The organism is Kocuria oceani (genome assembly GCF_029524215.1).
GTDB lineage: Bacteria > Actinomycetota > Actinomycetes > Actinomycetales > Micrococcaceae > Kocuria > Kocuria oceani.
In genome coordinates, this window is record NZ_JARAMH010000008.1 from 68757 (window position 1) to 89824 (window position 21068).

Annotated in this window: 19 protein-coding genes; 9 read left to right on the forward strand and 10 right to left on the reverse strand. The window is 70.3% G+C overall.

Annotated features, from left to right (window positions below; translation table 11 throughout):
• Positions 1–92 precede the first annotated feature (92 nt).
• A complete protein-coding gene (locus PU704_RS10655; RefSeq protein WP_277551324.1) occupies positions 93–1004 on the forward strand; it encodes a DUF1963 domain-containing protein in 912 nt (303 codons plus the stop codon).
• A 147-nt stretch (positions 1005–1151) separates the two neighbouring features.
• Here the strand turns inward: PU704_RS10655 and PU704_RS10660 are convergent, their stop codons facing one another.
• Positions 1152–1598: a nuclear transport factor 2 family protein gene (locus tag PU704_RS10660; RefSeq protein WP_277551325.1), complete on the reverse strand. Its 447-nt coding sequence runs from the start codon at positions 1596–1598 to the stop codon at positions 1152–1154.
• A gap of 117 nt (positions 1599–1715) precedes the next feature.
• Here PU704_RS10660 and PU704_RS10665 point away from each other — a divergent pair, with 117 nt between their 5' ends.
• The gene (locus tag PU704_RS10665) at positions 1716–1958 is read left to right on the forward strand and encodes a LuxR C-terminal-related transcriptional regulator (protein WP_277551326.1); all 243 of its coding nucleotides are present in this window, start codon (positions 1716–1718) and stop codon (positions 1956–1958) included.
• Between the two features lie 174 nt (positions 1959–2132).
• Here the strand turns inward: PU704_RS10665 and PU704_RS10670 are convergent, their stop codons facing one another.
• Entirely contained in the window at positions 2133–2714 is a 582-nt protein-coding gene (locus PU704_RS10670) for a helix-turn-helix transcriptional regulator (protein ID WP_277551327.1), read from the reverse strand.
• Between the two features lie 751 nt (positions 2715–3465).
• On the opposite strand from PU704_RS10670, the gene PU704_RS10675 reads away from it, so the two are divergent.
• A complete protein-coding gene (locus PU704_RS10675; protein ID WP_277551328.1) occupies positions 3466–3981 on the forward strand; it encodes a putative immunity protein in 516 nt (171 codons plus the stop codon).
• A gap of 273 nt (positions 3982–4254) precedes the next feature.
• Here the strand turns inward: PU704_RS10675 and PU704_RS10680 are convergent, their stop codons facing one another.
• A complete protein-coding gene (locus tag PU704_RS10680; RefSeq protein WP_277551329.1) occupies positions 4255–4848 on the reverse strand; it encodes a TetR/AcrR family transcriptional regulator in 594 nt (197 codons plus the stop codon).
• 72 nt (positions 4849–4920) lie between these two features.
• Here PU704_RS10680 and PU704_RS10685 point away from each other — a divergent pair, with 72 nt between their 5' ends.
• Positions 4921–5466: a hypothetical protein gene (locus PU704_RS10685; protein ID WP_338130228.1), complete on the forward strand. Its 546-nt coding sequence runs from the start codon at positions 4921–4923 to the stop codon at positions 5464–5466.
• A 286-nt stretch (positions 5467–5752) separates the two neighbouring features.
• Here the strand turns inward: PU704_RS10685 and PU704_RS10690 are convergent, their stop codons facing one another.
• Complete coding sequence (locus PU704_RS10690) at positions 5753–7756, reverse strand: glycoside hydrolase family 15 protein (RefSeq protein WP_277551330.1); 2004 nt, start codon at positions 7754–7756, stop codon at positions 5753–5755.
• A 60-nt stretch (positions 7757–7816) separates the two neighbouring features.
• Here PU704_RS10690 and PU704_RS10695 point away from each other — a divergent pair, with 60 nt between their 5' ends.
• Entirely contained in the window at positions 7817–9205 is a 1389-nt protein-coding gene (locus tag PU704_RS10695; protein WP_277551331.1) for a glucose-6-phosphate dehydrogenase, read from the forward strand.
• Between the two features lie 390 nt (positions 9206–9595).
• On the opposite strand, the gene gnd is transcribed toward PU704_RS10695, so the two are convergent.
• The 3 genes from gnd to lysX all read right to left on the reverse strand — a co-directional run bounded on the left by gnd (position 9596) and on the right by lysX (position 14714).
• On the reverse strand, positions 9596–10534 hold the full coding sequence (gene gnd, locus PU704_RS10700) for a phosphogluconate dehydrogenase (NAD(+)-dependent, decarboxylating) (protein ID WP_277551332.1): 939 nt from the start codon (positions 10532–10534) through the stop codon (positions 9596–9598).
• Positions 10535–11304: 770 nt separating this feature from the next.
• Entirely contained in the window at positions 11305–11721 is a 417-nt protein-coding gene (locus PU704_RS10705) for an amino acid--tRNA ligase-related protein (RefSeq protein ID WP_277551333.1), read from the reverse strand.
• Positions 11631–14714, reverse strand: coding sequence for a bifunctional lysylphosphatidylglycerol synthetase/lysine--tRNA ligase LysX (gene lysX / locus PU704_RS10710; RefSeq protein ID WP_277551334.1), 3084 nt, complete (start codon positions 14712–14714; stop codon positions 11631–11633). Before lysX ends, PU704_RS10705 begins: the two co-directional genes overlap by 91 nt.
• Positions 14715–14837: 123 nt before the next feature.
• On the opposite strand from lysX, the gene PU704_RS10715 reads away from it, so the two are divergent.
• Entirely contained in the window at positions 14838–15521 is a 684-nt protein-coding gene (locus PU704_RS10715; RefSeq protein WP_277551335.1) for a hypothetical protein, read from the forward strand.
• A 365-nt stretch (positions 15522–15886) separates the two neighbouring features.
• Complete coding sequence (locus PU704_RS10720) at positions 15887–16765, forward strand: AI-2E family transporter (RefSeq protein WP_277551336.1); 879 nt, start codon at positions 15887–15889, stop codon at positions 16763–16765.
• Between the two features lie 483 nt (positions 16766–17248).
• Here the strand turns inward: PU704_RS10720 and PU704_RS10725 are convergent, their stop codons facing one another.
• The 3 genes from PU704_RS10725 to PU704_RS10735 all read right to left on the reverse strand — a co-directional run bounded on the left by PU704_RS10725 (position 17249) and on the right by PU704_RS10735 (position 19035).
• Entirely contained in the window at positions 17249–17443 is a 195-nt protein-coding gene (locus tag PU704_RS10725; protein WP_277551337.1) for a serine hydrolase, read from the reverse strand.
• A gap of 182 nt (positions 17444–17625) precedes the next feature.
• Positions 17626–18378 (reverse strand): ZIP family metal transporter, encoded by a 753-nt coding sequence (locus PU704_RS10730; protein WP_277551338.1) that lies wholly within the window; start codon positions 18376–18378, stop codon positions 17626–17628.
• 246 nt (positions 18379–18624) lie between these two features.
• On the reverse strand, positions 18625–19035 hold the full coding sequence (locus PU704_RS10735; RefSeq protein WP_277551339.1) for a hypothetical protein: 411 nt from the start codon (positions 19033–19035) through the stop codon (positions 18625–18627).
• A gap of 436 nt (positions 19036–19471) precedes the next feature.
• Between PU704_RS10735 and PU704_RS10740 the strand changes: the two genes are divergently transcribed.
• Positions 19472–19900 (forward strand): hypothetical protein, encoded by a 429-nt coding sequence (locus PU704_RS10740; RefSeq protein ID WP_277551340.1) that lies wholly within the window; start codon positions 19472–19474, stop codon positions 19898–19900.
• A 219-nt stretch (positions 19901–20119) separates the two neighbouring features.
• A complete protein-coding gene (locus tag PU704_RS10745; RefSeq protein WP_277551341.1) occupies positions 20120–20932 on the forward strand; it encodes a metallophosphoesterase in 813 nt (270 codons plus the stop codon).
• Positions 20933–21068: the final 136 nt, after the last annotated feature.

The window sequence follows — 21068 nt, forward strand, 5'->3', positions numbered from 1 at the left end:
CGCAGGGTCGTGCAGGTGTTCCCGGTGCGCGAGGAGTTATGGTCGCACTTCCGGAGAGCTTCGGCAGCAGAGCTCCTGCGCGAGAGGACTTGATGAGCGAGCAGCCCGTCACCGTCGAGGCTCCGCTGCACGGGCCGTGGGGACGGATCCAGTCCTGGTTGCAGGCCGGCCCACCCGGGGCCGGCCGACTGCTGGAGCAGGTGGCGTTCTCGCCGGTGCTCAGCGACCAGTCCTTCGCCCCCGGCGACGAGGAGCTGCGCGAGCTCTGGGGCACCGGCGGATGGGTCAGCTGGCTGGGCGGTCCCGCCGCAGCACCCCTGGACGGGTGGCCGCGCACGGTCGATGGCACCGCCCTGGCGCACGTGCTCACCCTGCATCTGGCCGATCTTGCCGGGGTGCTCGATGACCAGGGCAAGGCCGTGTGGCCCGGACTGCGGGAAGGGCTTCCTACCGTCGGGGTGCTGGAGGTCTTCCATGATCTGCGCACCTTCGGCTCGGACGCCACCGATCAGGACAGCGGCGCCTGGGTGGTGCGCTGGGTGGCGGACCCTGCGCGCACCGAGCTGGTACAGCCATCAAAAGGGGTCGACACGCCCTCGGCGGCGTGCCAGGTGGTGCTGGCCCTGCCCGGGTTCACCCTGCCCCCGGCCGCCGATGCCGCCGGTGGGGCGGAGGAGGAATTCGAGACCGCCCGGGCCGTGGAAAAGGCGGTACGACGGGCGTGGCTGGCCCAGCGCACCGGCTCCACACGGGGCCATCCGACCTTGGTCAGCCACGTCTACGGGCACAGCCAGCACGGGGAGATCCATGCCCGGGCCCTGCTGCACAACGTGCTGCCGCTGAGCGCTGCCGGTGACGAGCACCGCCTGGTCCTGGACCTGGAGAGCTGGACGGCCCTGTCGGGGTGGTTCGGCGACGCCGGCAGCCTCGAGGTCTGGATGCGCGGCTCCGACCTGCAGGCCCGTCGATTCGACCGCGCGTGGTGCCTGATCCGCACCGACTGAACCGGATCCACGGCCGGCGCCCTGAGCGACCGCCTCGGATCCCGGCCGCCTGTTGCAGTTCGGTCTCCTCTCACCGGCAAGGACCACGAAGGATCCGTGCCGGCCACGGAGCGGGGTAGGTTGACGGCGAACTCGGGAAGGGGGCGCCTATCGTCGATGCTCTGCATCGCCGAGCTGGCCCCGGATGTCATCCACGTCGTAGTACCGGTGTTCCTCCACGATCTCGCCCTCGGGCCCGAAACGACAGAACAACGCCACCGTGAACTCCAACGGGCGCCCGGTCGGCGGTCGCGTCCCGGTGGCCAGGACCAGCAGCCCGGCATGCACCCCACGAACCGTCACCTGCGCCGCCGCGCAGTCCTGATCGACGACGACGCGGTTCAGCTCCGCGCTCACATTGGGCAGGGCGACCATGTAGGCCCGGGTGTCGTCCTGGACGGGTTTACGCCCCCGCAGCGGTTGCCGGTAGGCGGGATGCACGACACTGGCGTCCTGCCCGTAGAGGGCGGCGACGCCCACGGCGTCGTGGGCGTTGAAGGAGGCCACCCACCGGTGGATGACATCCCGGTGCTGATCCGCTGATGAGGTGCTCACGATGCGAGTTCCTGTTCTGAGGTCCTGTCTGGTGCGGGGTGCTCTTCGAGAGTAGGAGGCCGCGGCCGGGTCCCTGATGACCTCACCGGATGTTCCCCGGATCGCCGCCTGTTCGACATGTCCAGCGGAGCTCGTGACGTCGCCCCGGATCGGCTGGCCGGGCTCGGCTACCGCGAGCACGAGGTCGCCGAGGGGGTCGCCCGAGACCTGTCCAACACCCGGATCGCCCAGGACCTGTACCTGTCCGCACCGACCGTCAAGACCCACGGCGGGCGCATCGTCACCGAACTCGGCATCGACATTCGGGTGCGACTGGCCATCCGGTTCCTCGAGAGCCGCCAGGAGACCACCTCCAGGTGACACGATCGCCGGCTTCCAGCCCTCGACGGCACCCTGGAGCCGGCGCTTGCCCGCGTCTGCATCATGAGATCTGCACCGTGGGGAATGGCGAAGGCCGCAGGAGTCAGTCCAGGGGTGGGATCGCCAGCCACAGTTCGGCGTGGTCCGGGCGCCCGCGCTGGTCGAGGACGGTGGCTAGGAGCTCGGGTTCTGCCAGCGGTTCGTAGGGGTCGGCCGGGAACCACTGTCTTTGAGCACGTCCGGGCCCAGCTCGTCGCGGAATCGCTCCATCGACGGGTTCGGGCCGTGGTGGACCAGCGGCATCCTGCGCCGTCGCCCGAGGAGGGTGAATGCTGCCTCGTCCTGGAGCCGGTATTCCATGGGGCGTGTTCCTTCTACGGAGAGGGAGGAACGCAGCCGAGGTTGGGACCGCAGCACCGCACCCGAGCGTCGGGCGTCCGCCGGGCCTGCTCCGTGCACGGCACGGAAGGCTCTGCTGAAGGCGTCGGCCGAGCCATAGCCGAGGCGCACGGCGATGTCCTGCAGCGGTTCTTCACCGGCGAGCACGGACGAGGCTGCAATGGTCATGCGCCGGCGCCGAACGTACTCCGAGACGGGCATGCCCGTCAGGACCGAGAACATCCGCCGGAAGTGGTACTGCCAGGTCAGGGTGATCCGTGCCAGGGCGGCGACGTCGATCGCACCGGTGCCCCGGTGCGCGGCGCCCTCGGCGAGCTGCTGCTCGATGTGGGCCATCGCTCTGTTCCACGGTTCCATGGTTGGCCTCTCCTGCGTTCCTGCCGACAAGTCCACGCCAGGTCGCCGGCGGATGGGAGCGCCCGACGATCCGTGCCCTTCCTGATCGGGTCCTCATGCCCGATACCGCGGTGCGAATTCCGTGGTGGGTCTCGTGACGGCGACCGGGAAGGCTCCGATCGACCGCCGCGTCCACGACACTGCAGTGACGGGCGTTGTTGGGGTCGGTGGGGGTGTCGGGTTGTTGCCGGTCGGCCAGGCCTGCGTGCTGGGTCCGGGCGTGGGCCCGGAGTCGTCGTGGGGGCTGGGTGCCGTCGATGGGCAGCCGGTAGAGCCGGGGGCGGTACCTCGCCACCGGCAACCGGGCCGGTCCCTCACGGTCCCCCGCGGCGATGCGTGCGGTGCTCGTGGTGCAGCACCAGGGCGAAGGCCAAGGCGCCGACGACTCCCACGACCGTGTGCGGCAACCAGTACCCCGCCCTGTCTCCCCGCTACCCCGGGCAGGGACGACGTGAACGGCGATCACCAACCCCATGACCACGAGCGCGCCGGCCAGGGCACCACCGCAGCGACCAGTGGTGCCGGCAGCTCCGCGGTGTCATCTCGCCTCTCCCGATCCTCGTGGGCTCAACGTAGCCAGGCCGGGCCCCTCGTGTCCGTCCGCACCCATGGGGAGAGCTGACGAGAACGGCGGCTGCGGAGCCGGACATAAACTGGAGCGAGCGCGACCGTAGGTCTTTCGTCCACACCCGTCTCTGTGGAGCTGCCGACCATGATCCTCCCGAAGGTCCGCGACCCCCGTCTCGTGACCATCCGCCGCGGTGGCACCTTGACGGACACCGACCACCACCTGCTGGCGCTCTGGGCGGCATCCTGCGCTGAGCACGTCCTGCCCCTCTTCGAGTCGGCGCACCCGGGCGACCTGCGTCCGCGCGCAGCCATCGACCATGTCCGCGCCTGGGTGCGCGGGGAGCTCACGATGATGGAGTCCCGGGCGGCCGGAGGCCACGCCATGGGGGCGGCCCGGGACAAACGCGGAGCAGCCCGGCACGCCGCCTACGCCGCTGGGCAGGCCGGCGCGGTGGCGCACGTGGCCGCCCATGAGCTCGGCGCGGCCGCCTATGCGATCAAGGCCGCACGAGCCGCCACCGTGGACGGTGAGGCCGAGGCCGCCGGCCGAGCAGAATGCCGGTGGCAGCGCGGGCAACTGCCGGAAGGCATTCGCCAACTCGTGCTCGAGGACCAGCGATTGCGCAACGACATCTGCTGGCAGGTCTTCGACTGCTGAGCGAACGGGGATCCTTCGGGTCGCTCGACCACGTGACCTGCCGCGTTGCAGCAGGAACTCCTGTCTGATCCACCTCGGGGAGGTCGCCGTCGGCGCCGCCACCATGGGACGCTTCTTCGCGCTGCTGAAGAAGAACGCCCTGAACCGCCGTCGCTGAGCCACTCTGCCGGTGCGGCAGTCCCAGGGGGACCACTGGTCAGCTGTATCGCCGCGCCCCGCTCTGCCCCCGCGGGTCTGAACAGAAGCGCCCAGCAGTGCCATCTCGTGGGCGGATCAACCTGATGTCTCTGAAACGGTGCGCGCAAGCTCCTCGCGCAGGATCTCGATCGCCCAGACGCTGTCCTCCGAGGGGAACTGCATCAACAGGTGGAGCGCCAGTCCGTCGATGAGCGCGTGCAGGCGGCGTGCCTGATGGAGGATGTGCTCGTCGCGCGGCCGTCCTGTGAGCAGTTCGACGAGCCGGGTGCAGCCCTCGCCCAGCTGTTGGTAGGCGTGGTTCCTGATCGTCACCAGTTCCGGCAGTGCGGGAGCCTCGGCGACGAGCGCGATGTTGACCTCCAGCTCCGCCCTGCTGTGCGGATCCAACGGCAGCAACTGCATGAGAACGTCGAGCGCGTACTGCTGCGCGTCACCGGAGGAGGGAAGGGCGACGATGCGGTCCGAGGCCCGTTGCACCATGAGCTCGGCGGAGAATTTCAGCAGCTCCGCCCGCGTAGGGAACACATGCCGGAGGGACCCGACCGCCACACCGGCCTCCTCGGCGACAACACGCACCGACACCGCTCCGATGCCGCGCTCCACTACGACGCGCCAGACCGCCTCCGCCAGCTGCGTCTTGCGTTGGTCGTGGTCGATCTTTCGAGGCATGCGCCACAAATTAGCACGACCGTGCTACTGTCACTTTTTGTTGACACAGTCGTGCTACCACTGGAGTGGACCGTGGACTTGATCCTGATGATCATCATCGCGTGCGAGATCGGTTTCTGGCTTTTCGTCCTCCTCGGCCTGCTCGCCCGCTACGTTCTGCGGCGACCACGTATCGGCATCGTGCTGCTGGCCATGACGCCGGTGGTGGACCTGGTACTGCTCACCGCGGTGATCTTCCACCTCCAGGCCGGAGGCTCCGCCAGTTTCTTCCACGGGCTGGCCGCCCTCTATCTCGGGGTCTCGATCGCCTACGGGCACAAGATGGTCACATGGGCCGATGAGCGCTTCGCCCATCGCTTCGCCCACGGCCCTGCCCCCGTCAAGCGCTACGGAGCGGACTACGCGAAGGAAGCCTGGAAGGACGCCGCCCGGACCGGGCTCGCGGTCGGTATCGCCGCCGGCATTTTGTGGATGCTCATGACCCTCATCGCCGACCCGAGCAGGACGCACGCACTGCTCGGGGTCTACCCGATCCTGGGCATCTGGTTCGCGATCGACTTGATCTGGGCTATCAGCTACACGGTGTGGCCCAGACGAACACCTGCGCTGAAGACATAGACGACCTCGGACAAGGTCGGTGGGGAGCACCGCCGGCGATGCGAAACGATCGTGATCGACGCCAGCGGCAGAAGAACGCGCTACGAGCTTGCCTTGCTGAATTTCGAGGCCCTGAAACTCGCGGGCGTTGCTCAAGGGCACAGCACATGCCGCGCAATGGTCTTGGGATCGGGCGATGTCCCATCGGGGTGCCGGGCTGAACGACGCGCTCCTACGGCACGACCGGACGCCCCCAGCCGGGTCAGCAGAGGCGACGGACCCGTGCGGAGGAGCCCTCGGGTCACGACTACGTCGTACTCGAGGGGCCGTCGAGGCGCTGGTCCAGCACGTTCCGGGGTGCGCCTGCGGCGTCGTCGGCGTCGTCGGGGCTTCTTTCACGTTCGTTCAGTCGCTGCTTGCCGATGGCCTCCTCGACGGCGTCGACGGCGCGAATGAAGCCGAGATGGCTGAACGCTTGCGGGAAGTTGCCGGCCAGCCGGCCGGAGGCGGGATCGTATTCCTCGGCGTAGAGGCCGAGGTCGGTGGCGTAGCCGGCCAGCTGCTCCAACAAGGCCTGCGCCTGGTGGTGACGGCCGCTGTGCGCGTACTGCTTCACGAGCCAGAAGGAACAGATCAGGAACGGGTACTCGGTCCCGGGCAGGCCGTCGAGGCCGGCCTCGGTGCGGTAGCGGTGCAGCAGCCCGGACGCGTCCAGCAGGTCCTGTTCGATCCGGGTCACGGTGCCCAGCATCTTCGGGTCGTCGTAGGACAGGAAGCCCGTGTGCGGCAGTTGGAGCAGGGAGGCGTCCACTTCGGTGTTGTCGTAGGTCTGGGTGAAACAGTTCAGTTCGGCGTTGTACCCGTTCTCCAGGATCTCTTGGCGCAACCGATCCCGGAGTTCCCGCCAGCGCTCCACCGGGCCGTCGAAGTTGTGCTCTTCCACGGCCCGCACTCCTTGGTCGAACGCCGCCCACATCATGGCGCGTCCGTGGACGAAGAACGTCGGTTGCCCGCGCATCTCCCAGATGCCGTGGCCGGGGCGGTCGAAGTTGTCCTCGCAGAAGCGCAGCACGTTCTTCTGCAGCCCCCAGGAGTACTCGTCCTCCTCGATCCCGGCGTCGCGCAGAGCGGCCAGGGCGAGCATGACTTCCCCCACGACGTCCGCCTGGTACTGGTCCACGGCGCCGTTGCCGATCCGCACCGGGGTGGAGCCCTCGTAGCCGGCCAGGTGGCTCAGGGCGGTCTCGGGGAGCTGACGTTCACCGGCGATCCCGTACATGATCTGGAGGTCTTCGGGGTGCCCGGCCACGGCCCGCAGCAGCCAGTTGCGCCAGTGCAGTGCTCCGTCGGTGAAGTCGTGTGCGATGAGCGTTTCGATGGTCAGGGCCGCATCGCGCAGCCAGGTGTACCGGTAGTCCCAGTTGCGCACGCCACCGAACCGTTCGGGCAGGGAGGTGGTGGGGGCCGCGACGATTCCACCGGTGGCTTGGTGGGTCAGGGCCCGCAGCACCATCAGGGACCGCAGCACCAGTTCGTCGTGGCCGTGGTGGCCATCCACCCGCTGGGACCAGTCCTGCCAGTAGGCCACCGTCCGTTCCCGGACGTCCTGGGGTTCCACCGGGGTGGGCGGGTAGCGGTGGGACTTGTGCCAGGTGAGCACCCAGTTCAGGGTTTCGCCGGCGGTCAGGCGGAAGATTCCGGTCAGCCGGTCGGCCACGGCGCCCTGGTAGTCGTCGGGGTGGCCCTTCGGGGAGACCTCGTGGCGGTGTTCCATGTCCTCCTGCGGCTCAGCGCGCTGGGCTTCGTGGGGGTGCAGCAGCGGCCCGGCGAGCAGCAGGGCGTCGGGTCCGGCGACCGAGAGCAGCCCCTCGCGGGCGGTCCCTTGCAGGTCCACCCGCCGGGTCCAGGGTTTGGCCCGGTTGTAGTCGAAGCGGATCCGCAGATCGTGCTCGATGGCCACCGTGCCCCGGGTGCACGTCACCTGGCGCACCAGGTCCGCCTGGCGGTCGCTGGGTGGCATGAAATCGGTGACCACCGCTGTCCCGGTCGGAGTGGCCCAGGTGGTCTCGAGCACGAAGGTGCGCGGCAGGTAGCGGCGGGAGAGGACCCTCCCGTCCACGGCGGAGAGCTTCCACCGTCCGTCCTCCGGGCCTCCGAGCAGGGCCGCGAAGACAGAGGGGGAGTCGAAACGCGGGAAGCACAGCCAGTCGATGCTGCCCGCACGGGACACCAAGGGTCCGGTGTGCAGGTCGGACAGCAAGGCGTAGTCCTCCAACGGGGTGGAGGCGGTCTCGGCGCGGTCATCGCTCATGCACATATTCAACCAGCGGCTCCCGGACCCGGGCAGGGACAGCAGGAGTACCGTGCTGATATGGACACCACCGGTACGGAGAAGATCGGCACCCTGGTTGTTCTGGGCGCCACCGGAGACCTCACCTCGCGGCTGCTGCTGCCCGGTCTGGGCCGGTTGCTCAGCGAGCAGCCCGAGCGGCGGCTCCGTCTGATCGGCGCCGACCGCGCTCCGCGTGACGGCCGGCAGTGGACCGAGGTGGTCCGGGAGGCTTTCGACGGCGTCGGGGCGACCGGGCCGGCGGTGGAGCACACCGTGGCCCATGCCGATTACCTGGTCACGGACGCCTCGTCCGGCGAGGACCTCGAGCAGGTCCTGGCATCGACCACGGGCATCCCGGCCGTGTACTTCGCTCTACCCCCGGCCGTGACGTCTCGGGCCATCGGGGCCCTGCACCGGATCACGATTCCGGACGGCACCGTGCTGGCCCTGGAGAAGCCGTTCGGTGTCGACCAGGCCAGTGCCGCCCAGCTCAACCGGCGCCTGACCGCCCTGGTGGGCGAGGACCGGGTCTTCCGGGTCGACCATTTCCTGGGCAAGTCCACGGTGCTCAACATCCTGGGGCTGCGTTTCACCAACTACCTCTTCGAGCCGCTGCTCAATCGCGACCACGTCGCGAAGGTCGAGGTCGTCTACGACGAGGCCCTGGGGCTGGAGAACCGCGCCGGATATTACGACCGGGCCGGGGCGCTGGTGGACATGATCCAGTCGCACCTGCTGCAGGTGATGGCGCTGGTCACCATGGACGCTCCGCTGTCGGTGCACGCCACAGAGCTGCGCGCGGCCAAGGCCGAGGCCCTGCGCGCGGTCCGCCCCTACGCCGGGGACGCGGTGGCGGCCGGTCGCCGCGCCCGTTACACCGCCGGGAGCATCGGCGGACGCGACCTGCCCTCCTACGCCGAGGAGCACGGGGTGGACCCGGACCGCGAGACCGAGACCCTGGCCGAGGTGACCCTGGAGTCCACCACCTGGCGGTGGGCCGGCGTCCCGTTCGTGCTGCGCTCGGGCAAGGCCCTGGGCGCCGCCCGGCGCGAGATCGCCATCACCTTCCGTCAGGTGCCGCACCTGCCCGTGGGCCTGGACGGGGTCCCGGCCCCCACGGTGCTGCGGATCTGCCTGGGCCCGGACCGCATGGTGTTGGAGCTCAACGTGAACGGCTCCGGCGATCCCTTCGTCCTGGACCGCGGCCGTCTCACTGCCGAGTTCGGGGCCGGCCGGTTGAACCCCTACGGAGAGGTCCTCCACGGACTTCTGGACCGTGACCCGTCCCTGTCCATCGGGGGCGAGGCCGCCGAGCACTGCTGGCGGATCATCGATCAGATCCGAGCCGCCTGGCAGGCCGGTCAGGTGCCCCTGGAGGAGTATCCGGCAGGGTCCACCGGGCCTGAGCACTGGGCCTCCACGGGATGACACGTCTTGCGCCGAGCGGATGCAGCGCCATCCGAACCGGAGGCTCCACGTGTGCCCAGCCGGTGGCGGGCACACGTGGAGCCGTGCTGGTGGAATTGTCGACGATACCGTTCCTCCACCGCGTCCGGATGACTTCCCGGCACGGAAGAAGGTCGTGGTGGACGGCCCATGGGCTGCAGAGGTTCGCTGAAGCGGGTGACGTCCTCCACGCCTCCGTGGCACAGATGCCACCTCGCTGCCACGGATCCGTTTCGAGGGGCCGGCACGGGACCTGCACGGCCCGGAAACGGTCCCGGAGTTCCTGCAGCAGGTCCCGCTCGACGATGCCGTAGCCACCCGGGGCAGGTGTCGCTCTCCCGGGCTTCCGGACGAGTCGTGGGACGGGGGAGCTCACTGCTCTGCCGGGTGTGCCGGCTCCTCGCCGGGGGCGGACTCGATGTGCTCCGGGTTCCCGTCCACGTCCCGGACCGTGTGCCCGCCGAACTGGTTGCGCATCGCCGCGATCATCTTCATCGCCGGAGCCTCGTCCTGCCGTGAGGTGAACCGGGCGAAGAGTGCGTTGGAGATGTTGGGCACGGGCACGGCGAGGTCCAGGGCGGCCTCGACCGTCCATCGGCCCTCGCCCGAGTCCTCGGCGTAGCCCCTGAGCTGGTCGAGGTGCTCGTCCTCGTTGAGCGCGTTCACCGCCAGGTCCAGCAGCCAGGACTTGATGACCGACCCTTCCCGCCAGGAGTTGAAGGTCTCCCGGACCGAGCGGACGTGCCCGGCGGCCTCGAGCAGTTCCCAGCCCTCCGCGTAGGCCTGCATGATGGCGTACTCGATGCCGTTGTGGACCATCTTCGCGAAGTGGCCGGCACCGTGCTCACCGGCGTGGACGAAGCCGAACTCACCGGCCGGCTTGAGGGAGTCGAAGATCGGCTGCACCTTGGCCACGGTGCCCTCGTCCCCGCCGACCATGAGGGCATATCCCTGGGTGATGCCCCACACGCCGCCGGAGACCCCGCAGTCCAGGTACTCGATGCCCCGGCCCGCCAGCCGCTGCGCCCGCGGACCGTCGTGCACCCAGCGGGAGTTGCCGCCGTCGATGATCACGTCGCCCTCGCCGAGCACTCCGGCGAGCTCGTCGATCACGGTGTCCACCACCGTGTCCGGGACCATGATCCACACGACCCGGGGCGTGCTGTCGATCTGATCCACCATGTCGGTGAGGCTCCCGGCGTCGGAGAGCCCGGGATCGGTGTCGAAGCCGACCACGGTGTGCCCGGCCTGGCGCAGCCGCTGTCGCATGTTGCCGCCCATCTTGCCCAGTCCTACGAGTCCCATCTGCATGGCGCGCTCCATCGTCGATCGAAGACATCCGTCCGCCCCGGCCCGGCGGCACCGATTCGAGCGTGCCGACCGAGACCCGCCGGGTTCGCCATCGTGCCCGACGACAGCAGGCCACGGCAATGGGAGGCAACGGTGAAGGTGCTCGAGAGACGCACCGGAGCCGGCAGGCGCGCTCCGGCCGGACGAGGGAACGCACCAGGAGCCAGAGAAGGATCTGCACGGAGCCGGGGTCGGTCCCACCAGTGTCCGTGGTGCCCGGCAGCACCGGTACTGGTCCCCACACCTCTGGTGCCTCAGCTGATGGCAGGACCTCCGGCACACCGAACATTGGCCCGCCGCGCCATCAGGCGACAGCTGGTGGCGTTCGTGAGCTCCGAAGCCCTGGTCACGGCAGTCTCGCGCGTGCCGTGTTGAGACCGTTCAAGGGCAGTGGGAATCCGGTGTCCGGCAGCTCTGGGCGGCCTGGAAATCGCCGTGGCGCCGGGGTCAAGGATGGGGGGCGCAGACGGACCACCCGCACACGGACGTGCCGGTGGCGCGACCTGCGTCGAGTGCTGGATCAGCCGAGTGTCGGCCGTTCAGCAGGAGGACACATGCGCACCGTCGGGATATCCGACCGCATGAGCTGGGATTCGACGGCGGGGTGCCAACGGCTGGCCAACAAGGTGGTACGTGCTCGACGTGGCGGTGTTCGTTCAGCCCGTGTTCCGTTCGACTCCGGGAGCATCGCCGATGTGCAGTGGTTGCCGTCGGCGGGTCCACCCCTCAGATCAGCTGCGCTGGGGCGAGGGACGGACGAACGGGAACGTCAGCACCTCTCGGATGGTGGCGCTGTCCGTGAGCAGCATCACCAGCCGGTCCACCCCGATGCCCAGGCCTCCGGCGGGGGGCATGCCCGTCTCCAGGGCGTAGAGGAAATCCTCATCGATCTCCATGGCCTCCACGTCCCCGGCGGCTGCTCTGAGGGACTGCTCGGTCAGTCGCCGCCGCTGCTCCACAGGATCCGTCAGTTCCGAGTACGCGGTGCCGATCTCCATTCCGTTGGCCACCAGGTCCCAGCGTTCGACGAGACCGGGAACGCTGCGATGAGGGGCGGTCAGCGGGGAGGTCTCGGCCGGGAAGTCGCAGTAGAAGGTGGGGTGGATGGTGGCCGGTTCCACCAGCTCGCCGTAGAGCTCCTCGAGCACGGCCCCCGCTCCTCTGCCCGGCCCGATGGCCACCTCGTGCTCGCCGGCGATCTGCAGCAGCTCGTCGAGATCATGTCGATCGAGACGGGACGTCCGACCGCCCGTGAGACGACGTCGGAAACGCTCACCACGGGCCAGGGTCCGGAGACGTCGGTGAGCACGGAGGCCCGGCCGGCGCCGTGGACGTCGCGCAGGGGCAGCATGGGCGAACCGTGCAGGGTGGTGGCCATGGTCTTGATGAGGCGTTCGGTCAGGTCGCGCATGTCGTGGTAGTCCGCCAGCGGCTGGTAGGCCTCCAACGAGGTGAACTCCGGGTTGTGCGTGGCGTCCGCGCCTTCGTTGCGGAAGTTGCGTCCGATCTCGAAGATGGGCCCCGAGCCGGCCACGAGCAGCCGCTTGAGGGCCAGTTCCGGGGCGATGCGCATGGTGAGCGCGGTGCCGTAGGCGTTGATGTACGTGCGGAACGGGCGTGCGGAGGCCCCACCGTGGACGGTGGCGAGCATCGGGGTCTCGACCTCGCGGTAGCCGGCTTCCACGAGGAACCGGCGCATGGCCGTGATCGCGGCCGATCGACCCTCGAGCACGGTCAACGCCTGCGGGTGCACCATCAGGTCGGTGGAGCGGCGCCGCAGGCGCGCCTCCGGGTCCTCGAACTCGGAGAAGGGCACCGGGTGCAGGGCCTTGGCCACCACGGTGAGGGCGGACACGAGCAGGGAGGGCGTCCCGTTCCGGGATCGGCCGGGGCGTGCCTCGACGACGACGAGGTCACCGGTGTCCAGGGCCCGGGTCAGCACCCCGAAGTGCTCCGCCCCGAGGACGTCGCGCTCGAGGACGGCTTGCCGGATGGTCCCGGCGTCGGTGAGATCGAGGAAGACCACCCCGCCGTGGTGCCGGATCGCCCGCACCCGTGCGTGCACCCGCCATCGGGGTCGGGCCCCGTCCTCGCCGGCGGGCGGTGCCGTGCTCGTGGCCGCGGCCGGATCCACGAGCCCGACGGACGAGGCCAGGGCCACTCCGATCGGGTACGGGGGCACGCCGGCCTCCTGGAGCATGCGCGCGTGCCGGAGCCGGTCCTGGGTCTGCCGGCTGCGTCGCGGGTCCCGCACGGTCACCGGCACCTCCTGGAGAGCCCGGATCCGGCGCAGCTGGCTCTCGTCGAGCCGGTGCCCGCCTGCCGGTGCGGTGAACGGCATGGGCAGGAACCCCTCGGCCTGGCCTGCCGCGGCCCCGGCGCGGGCCAGGGCGAGGGCGCCGTCGAAGCAGAGATACCGGGGCACCCACTCCGGGCGGTACTTGGCGTTGGCTCGGTAGAGACGCTCCAGCTGGAAGAACCGGTCGAAGAACCCCAGCACCGAACTGTGCATCCTGGTCAGCCCGCCGGCACCCAGCCGCTCGGCGTCGGCGAAGACCGAGCGGAACATCGCGAAGTTCAGCGAGACCTTCGTGATCCCGCGCGCCGAGCCCTTGTCCATGAGTTCGGCGACCATCATCTCGGTGGTTCCGTTCGGCGCCTCGGGGGAGCGGCGCATCACGTCCAGGGACAGGCCACGCCGCCCCCAGGGCACGAACGAGAGCAGTCCCACCACCTCGTCCTCGCCGCGATGCGCGGTCACCACCACGCACTGCTCGTCGGCCGGATCGCCCCACCGGTTCAGCGCCATGGAGAACCCGCGGTCCGGTTCGTCCCCGCGCCACTGCTCCGCCAGGGCACCCAGTTGCCCCAGCTCGTCGGCGGACAGCTCCGCGTGGCGGCGGATCCGCACGCTCAGCCCCTCCCGGCCGGCTCGGCGCACCGCCCGGCGCACCTCGGTCATCGACGTGCTGGCCAAGGAGAACCGGTCGGTGCGCAGCACGGCCTCGTCCCCCAGCGCGGTCACCGCCAGCCCCGCGGCGGCATGCGTTCTCGCCCCGGCCTCGGAGGCCGCCAGCACCGCCGGGGCCCAGCCGTATCGGCGCGCCCGGTCCTTCCACGCGGCCACGGCCTGGGGCCAGGACGACGGGTCGCCCACCGGGTCACCGGAGGCCAGCGACACGCCGCCGACCACCCGGTATGCCACCGCTGCCCGGGCATCGGGGGAGTAGACGATCTCCTTGTCACGGCGTGTGGCGAAGTAGCCCAGCGAGTCGTCCTCTCCGTGGGCGGTTAGCAGAGCACGCAGTGCCACCTCCTGTTCACCCGACCACTGTTCGTTGCGCCGCGACGGGCGGAGGAACACGTAGAGCGCCGAGAGCAGGGTCAGGGCCAGCAGCAGCGACGTGAGCAGCGGGATCCATTCGGGCACCGCCTCGTGGTAGCGCGGATTCCCGACCGGGACTCCCAAAGCGCGAGAGATCGCCGCGGCCAGAACACGCCAGTCGTCGACCGCCGTGGCGGTGACGGCCAGGAGCAGGACGTACGTGAGGGCCACGGACACAGCGGTCCCCGCGACGAGCGTCAGCGCAGCGGCACCACCGGCCCCGGACCGGGTCCGGGCCGGGAAGGCGTCCCGCACCCACCAGGTCAGCCACAGCAGTGGCAGGCCGATCACCACGGCCAGCACCTCGAAGGCGAGGTGTGCGGGTCCCGTCGTCCGGGTCCGGTCCACCTCGAGGCCGAACCCCCACGCGCCGACGAGGATGGCCGCAGAGATCAGCATTCCGGCGACCTCGAAGGCAGCCACGACCACCAGCGCCATCCGCTTGCGCCGGACGAGGGCACCGGTGAGCAGCAGCAGCGTGACGACCGAGACCAGCGACGGGCTCAACGGGATGTTGAGCGCGCCCAGGACCACGGTCGGCCAGTGCACGAGGGACGGTCTCAGCAGACGCACGAGCCACAGCAGGAGGGCGACCACCGTGGCCAGGGCGAAAGCCCGGATCAGGATCCGCGCCCACCGCTCTCGGGCGGGCGGCACCGGAGCGCGGTCGGCCTCGGGCACCGGCCCGTCGACGTCGCTGGCCGTGGGGACCGAGGGGACCGAGGGGACCGAGGGGACCAGTGCGGAACTTCCCATGGGCGCAGATCCTTCCCGGTGACATCCGCTGCCAGCCTAGGCACGGGAGCGGTCCTGCGATAGACAGAGCACGTTGATCGGCAGGTCGATGAAGCGGCCGGCGCGGCGGTGGAAGGGCAAGCGGTGGACCTCTGGAGCTTTCTGGGAGCAGCGGCCGCGACCGGCCTGGGCGGCTTCGACCCCGGCCCCGCCCTGATCGGGGCCGCCGCGCTGGGCTCCGGGATTCCCAACCGGCACGTGCTGGGCTTCGGAGCCCTGCTGATCTCGGGAACCGCGGCCTGCGGGATCGGAGTGACCGCACTGATCGGTTCGCGGCTGTCCCGGGTGGACTGGCACGTGCTGCTCCGCGACGGGGCCACAGCGGCCTGGATCGAACTGGCCGTGGGTGCGGGGCTGCTCGGTTATGCCGCGCACCACCTGGTCCGACACCGTCACGACGCGAGGGGCTCGACCCGGCGTCCTCCGAACGTGGCGGGTCTGTATCTCACTGCCCTCGGATTCATCGGCATCGTCGTGTTCGACGTGCCGTTCGAGATCTTCGTCACCACCGCAGGCGGTCAACCCCAGTGGCTGGTCGGCACCGGATGGATCCTCTGGGCTGTCATCTCCCAGTTGCCGTTGGCACTGCTCCTCGGCGCCGTCCTGGCCAAGAGGCACACCTCCATGGTGTGTCTCGTGACGGCCGCACAGCAGCGCCTGGGCCCGCTGACCCATCGGCTGCTCGGCATCGCACTGGGCCTGGTGGGGCTGTTCCTGACCGCGGACGCGCTGCGGTTCCTCGCCATCGGCCGGTTCCTCGTCGATTAGACCGGACCCCGGCGGGCGCCGGTGGAGCTCGGGCGTGCTCGTCCACGGGTGCGCGGCGCTTCTGTACCGGAGGCTCTCGGCGGCTTCGGCAGGACGTGGTGCCGCCGCCGGGACAGTCGTCCGGGGCGTGTGGCGACGACCGCCGTCGGGTCCAGGACGCCGGGATCCTTTTCCGCCGGCAGGCGTGCGATGAGCCGCGTCGGCGTCCACCGGCGGGAGGAAGTGGTCCCTGTGCGCACCTTTCCACACGTTCTCGCTGTTCGCCACCAGTCGGAGCGCCGCGAGGCGGAATCCTCGCCCCGCGCGCTCCTGCCTCCGGTCACGGCCTCCGCGCCGGTGCACCGTCGCCTCCTGCGCCGCAGACGGTGTCCCCGTGGGCCGACGGGCTGGGCCGGGCCGGGGCCCGGGCCGTGCAGCTGCTGGCCATCACGGCCGTGGCCGCGATGGCCCTCTACGCGCTCCTGGCGCTGAGGGTCGTGGTCCTGGCGGTGTTGATCGCGCTCATCCTCGCCTGCGCGGTCCGCCCGCTGGTGGTTTGGTTGACCCGCCACGGGTGGGGCGGCACCGGGGCGGCCGTCACCGTCTTCGGGGGCTTGCTCGGCGTCATGGGTGGGATCGTCACCGGAGCGGTGCTGGGCGTGCGCGGACAGCTCGACGACCTCGTGACCGCGTCCACCACCGGCTGGGAGCACCTGCAGGAGCTGCTCGCGGCCGGGCCGCTGCCGGTGGACGCGAGCACGGTCAACGCGGCCCTGGCGCAGCTGCGGGACTACCTCGCCAGCGCCGGTGCGCGGCAGAGCGCTCTGAGCGGTGTGACGGTCGCTTCCGAGGTGCTGACCGGCACCGTGCTGATGGTCGTCGTCCTGATCGTGGTGGTCGTCAATCTCCTCGAGGGCTACTTCCTGCACCCGGTGGTGCTGGGTCACACGCTGCGTCTGCACGGTCTGGTGGTGCTGCTGGCCCTGGCCGCAGGGAGTGTCCTCGCCGGGGTCGCCGGAGCGGTGCTGGCGGTGCCGCTGACCGCCGTGGCGTGGTCGGTGCTGCAGGTGTGGACGACTCGTTACCAATCCGGCCTGGACCCGGTGCTGGGACCCGATCCCGTCTCTCCGAAGGAGAGCACGGCCGATCGGGTCAGCCGGCTGAACCGTCGCCGGTACCAGCGCATGCGTGGTCCAGCTCGTTCCGCCCCCTGGGCCGTGCACCCGCCCTCGCGGATGCCCTCCCAGACCCGGAGCTCGCCCTGACCCGGGAGATCGCGAGGTCGTCCGGCGCCCGCAGTCGGCAGGACGGGCGGTGAAGCCTCGTGCGCAGCGGTGCCGGAGCGTACAGGCACGTCGTCACGGTGCGGGCTGCTGTCGCGCCGCGAGCGAGAATTGCCGCCCGCGCCGGGTTTCGCCGCCGGCGCGGGATCCGTGACCTGTGAGGCCGTGGTGTGTGCCGGTCGGCGTTCCAGGTCGGGTGTGAAGGTGTGGCCCAGGGCCGTGGAGACCTCGGCGAAGATCCGTGTAGCCGGGGTGGCGCGGGGTCTGCGGCTCCAGCAGTCCGTGTCCGGTGCCCATGGTGCGGCCGTGGACGAGCAGGTCCTCCATGTCCGAGATCAGGGCCCCGGTGGGGCCCTGGGAGGGGTTCCCGTGGGTGGCGTGGGCCGGGGCCTCGGGAGTCGCGGTGTCGTCCGGCAGGGTGACGCCCTGCGCGTAGGGCTCCGGCAGCTCGGTGGATTCCCCGTGTCAGGTGGTCTCGTCGGGTCCGAGGGGGGCGAAGTTCTGCTCCTCGAAGACCTTCCCGACCGGCTGCCCGGTGACCTGCTCGATCACCGTCCCCAGCAGGATGTAGTCGGTGTTGGAGTAGTCGAGGTCCTCGGGCAACGGCTCGGCCATCTGCGAGTCGGGTTCCCGGGTGACGACGTCGTCGACATCGGTCACACAGGCTGCGGAGTCCGGGGCCGAAGGCGACGGTGTTCCTGACGCGGCCGGTGTGGCCGACAAGCCGGCTGGGGAAGACGGGCCGGCCGGGGAAGACGGGCCGGCGGATGCCCCGACGGCCCCGGATCGTTCCCCGACCACCCACGATGTCCCGCCGGCCTTCGGCCCGGGGATGCCGCCGTTCAGCCCAGGGTGTGGAGGCTGAAGGCCGCCAGGAAGCCCAGGGTGGCGATCAGCCCGGAGTACAGGGCGGCCTTCTCGAAGGCCTCGGGAATCATGGTGTCGGTGATCATCGCCAGGATCGCCCCGGCCGCCAGGGCGTTGACGAAGGCCAGGGTGGCCGGTGGAGCCCCGTCCAGCAGCAGGTAGCCAGCCAGGGCCGCCAGGCCCGACGCCACCGCGATCGACCCCCAGATGCCGAACACGTAGCCGGGCCCGCGCCCGGCATTCTTCATCCCGGCGCTGCTGGAGAGCCCCTCCGGGACGTTGGAGATGAACACCGCGGCGAACATCGGCAGGCTCAGACCGCCCCCGGTGAGCAGGCTCAGTCCCAGGACCATGGATTCGGGCACCCCGTCCAGCAGCGCCCCGATCGCGATCGCCCCGCCGCTGCCGGACTGCTCCGACGGAGAGGGCTGCTGATCCCCGGAGCGCTTCCGGTGCTGGGCTCCGTTCCGGGCCAGCAGGACGTTGAGGGCCACGTAGGCGACCGCCCCGGCCAGGAACCCCCACGCGGTGGGTCCCAGTCCGCCGCGCTCCACGGCTTCCTCCACCAGCTCGAAGGACAGCGCGGAGATCAGCACCCCGGACCCGAAAGCCATCACCACCGCGATCACCTGGGCCGGCACCCGGATGAACCAGGCGATCACTGCGCCCAGCAGCAACGCGGCTCCGGCGACGAGGCCGGCACCGCCGGCGAGCAGCCACTCAGGCACGGAGGCACCTCGACTTGATAATCACCGTGCTGACTATATGGGCAGACATCGCAGCGGCACCAGCCGGTCCCACCGCCCGCCCGATGGGTGCACCGCCCCCTTCCCGGCCCACCGGGGCGCCCCCTGGCCGACGCTCATGGTGGAGGGTTCCTGTGACGTCGCCGGCGTGGGATCTCCTCCGGAGGCATCCACAGGGGCGCGGCCTCACCGGCAGGTCGGGGCGGAAGCACTGGGTGCTGGACGGGGTCAGGTGTCGAAGTGGGTGGTGGCCGGGTTTGTGCCCACGGTGGCGACCAGGTCCGCGGCCACGTCGCGCAGCTCGGTGTTGCGGTGGCTGGAGACGGCCCACCGGGAGTCGGCGGCCACATCACCGACGCGCACCACGGTGTGCTCTCGGATCGCGGTCGGGCAGGGGCCGTTGCGGAACCGGTTCTGGGTCTCGTCCAGGGCTTCGGCCTCGGGGCTGGACGAAGCCACGGTGGTTCCTTCGCGTGCACGCAACAGGGTGACCCCGCACCAGACCTCGGTGCCCTCGGGGGCCAGGCGGCGGGCCAGGGTGGCGGTGAGCTCGTTGAGGAACTCGACGATGTCCTCGGAGTCCAGCAGCAGATGGGGGAGCAGGTCGCGGGCGGCACCGCTCGGAGTCTGGGCTGACATTGCGGGGCGTCCGTTCCTGGCAGGTGCGGCCCGCGAGACCCGCAGAGCGTGGCCAAGCCGACGAAGCGCCAGCACTTCCGAGTCTACGCCTGGACGACGACCGGCTCACGCTGTCGTCGCGGTGCTCCCGTGGCGGGCGCGCCGGCACCGTGATCGATGCAGCAGCCGGGATCGTCTCGGACCCAGTTGGCGGAGTGGCCGGCCGGACCCCGATTCGAGAAGTATCTCGACAACACCGCCCGACTGACCTTCGCACGGCAGCAGCCCCCGGGGCACCCGCCCCGGTGGAGCCTTCATGGTGGGTCCGGTGACGGGCTGTCCACCTGATGTCCAGGTCTTCGTTATGCCCGTGTGACGGGTTTCGGAGATACGGAGGAGGCTGAGCTCCTACGGTGGAAGAACCAGCAGAAAACCATCGAGTCGAACGGAGAACATCATGTCGACCAGATCGAAGAAGACAATGTTCGCTCTGCCGGCCGCGGCGGCTGTCGCCTCGGCGCTGGTGGTCGGTTGTGCCGAGGAGACGCCGGTCCAGGAGGCCCAGGAGGCGGGTCCCACCGCGGAGGCCGCCATCCTCAACGAGACGGTCACGATGCAGAACGAGGTCACCGAGATCCTCGGCCCGAACCTGTTCACCGTCGGTGAGGACGAAACCCCCGTGGTGGGCGTGAACGCGTCCGCCGAGGACATCCAGGACGGGGACATGGTCCAGGTCACCGGCACGGTCCGCCAGATCCTGGAGACCGACATCGAGACCGGCTGGGGAGTCGACTTCGACGACAGCGAGACGTCCTACCTGGTCGAGCGTGAGCTCGACCTCGGCGTGGTCGCCGAGGACGTCCAGGTCATCGAGCAGGACCCCTGATCCCCAGGGGACACGGAACCCTCCCCACCGGGGCCGTGGGGAGGGTTCCCGTTCGGCTCGAGCGAACCGGGTACCCGTTCGACGACGGTGACCATGGCCCGGCCCGGCCTGTCGCGGCGTGGTCGCCAGTGTGGGGGACGAGAGATCCGGCCGCCGAGGTGGTGCCTGCGGGCGCCGGTGGTACCCATCGGTGTGTGGTCCACAGCAGAAAGGATGTCGATGAACTCCTCGGCGCACGCCGACGTCGGACGGCGGCACCGGCACAGCCGAGTCAGGTCCTGGTTGACCGGGATCGTGGCCGTGCTGGCCGTCCTCGGGCTGCTGGTCACCGGGTACGGGGTCGCGGTCGAGCCGCGGCTGATTCTCGACGAGGAGCGCATCCAGGCCCGCCTCCCCGGACTGGGTGCGGGGTGGGAGGGGGCTGAGGTGATGGTGTTCGCCGACCTGCAGGTCGGCATGTGGTGGGACAACACCGGAATGATCGAACGCGTCGTGGAGACCACCGTGGCCGCCGACCCGGCGGCCGTGCTGCTGCCCGGGGACTTCGTCTACCGGAGCGAGGCCGACCTCGAGGAGCGCGTGCAGGACGTCACCCGCCTGCTGGACCCGCTGACCGGGGCCGGAATCCCGGTGTACGCGGTGATGGGCAACCACGACTACGCCGTCGGTGCCGTGGACGAGCTCACCACGGCCTTCGAGGAGCACGGCATCGAGGTGTTGGCCAACGAGGCCGTCCCGGTGCCCGGCGCCGCTCCCGGCCCCGGGTTGTTCATGGTCGGGATCGGGCCGTCCTCGGTCGGGAAGGCCGCGCCCCAGGAGGCCTTCGACGGCGTGCCCGAGGCCGCGGCGCGGCTGGTGATGATGCACAACCCCACCACGTTCCCGGAGCTGCCCGCCGGTGCCGCCCCGATGGCGGTGGCCGGGCACACCCACTGCGGCCAGATCGCGGTGCCGCTGCTGTCCCGGTGGTCCTATCTGGGGCTGACCGAGGAGGAGGAGATCGTCGCGGACGGCTTCGCCCCGCCCGACTAAGGGGCTGAGGGCAACGAGATGTTCGTGACCTGCGGGATCGGCTTCAGCCTGGCCCCGGTGCGGATCAACGCCCCGCCCCAGCTGCTGACCATCGAGCTGCACCGGGCCTGACCCGCCTCGGTCGTCACCCGCGCAG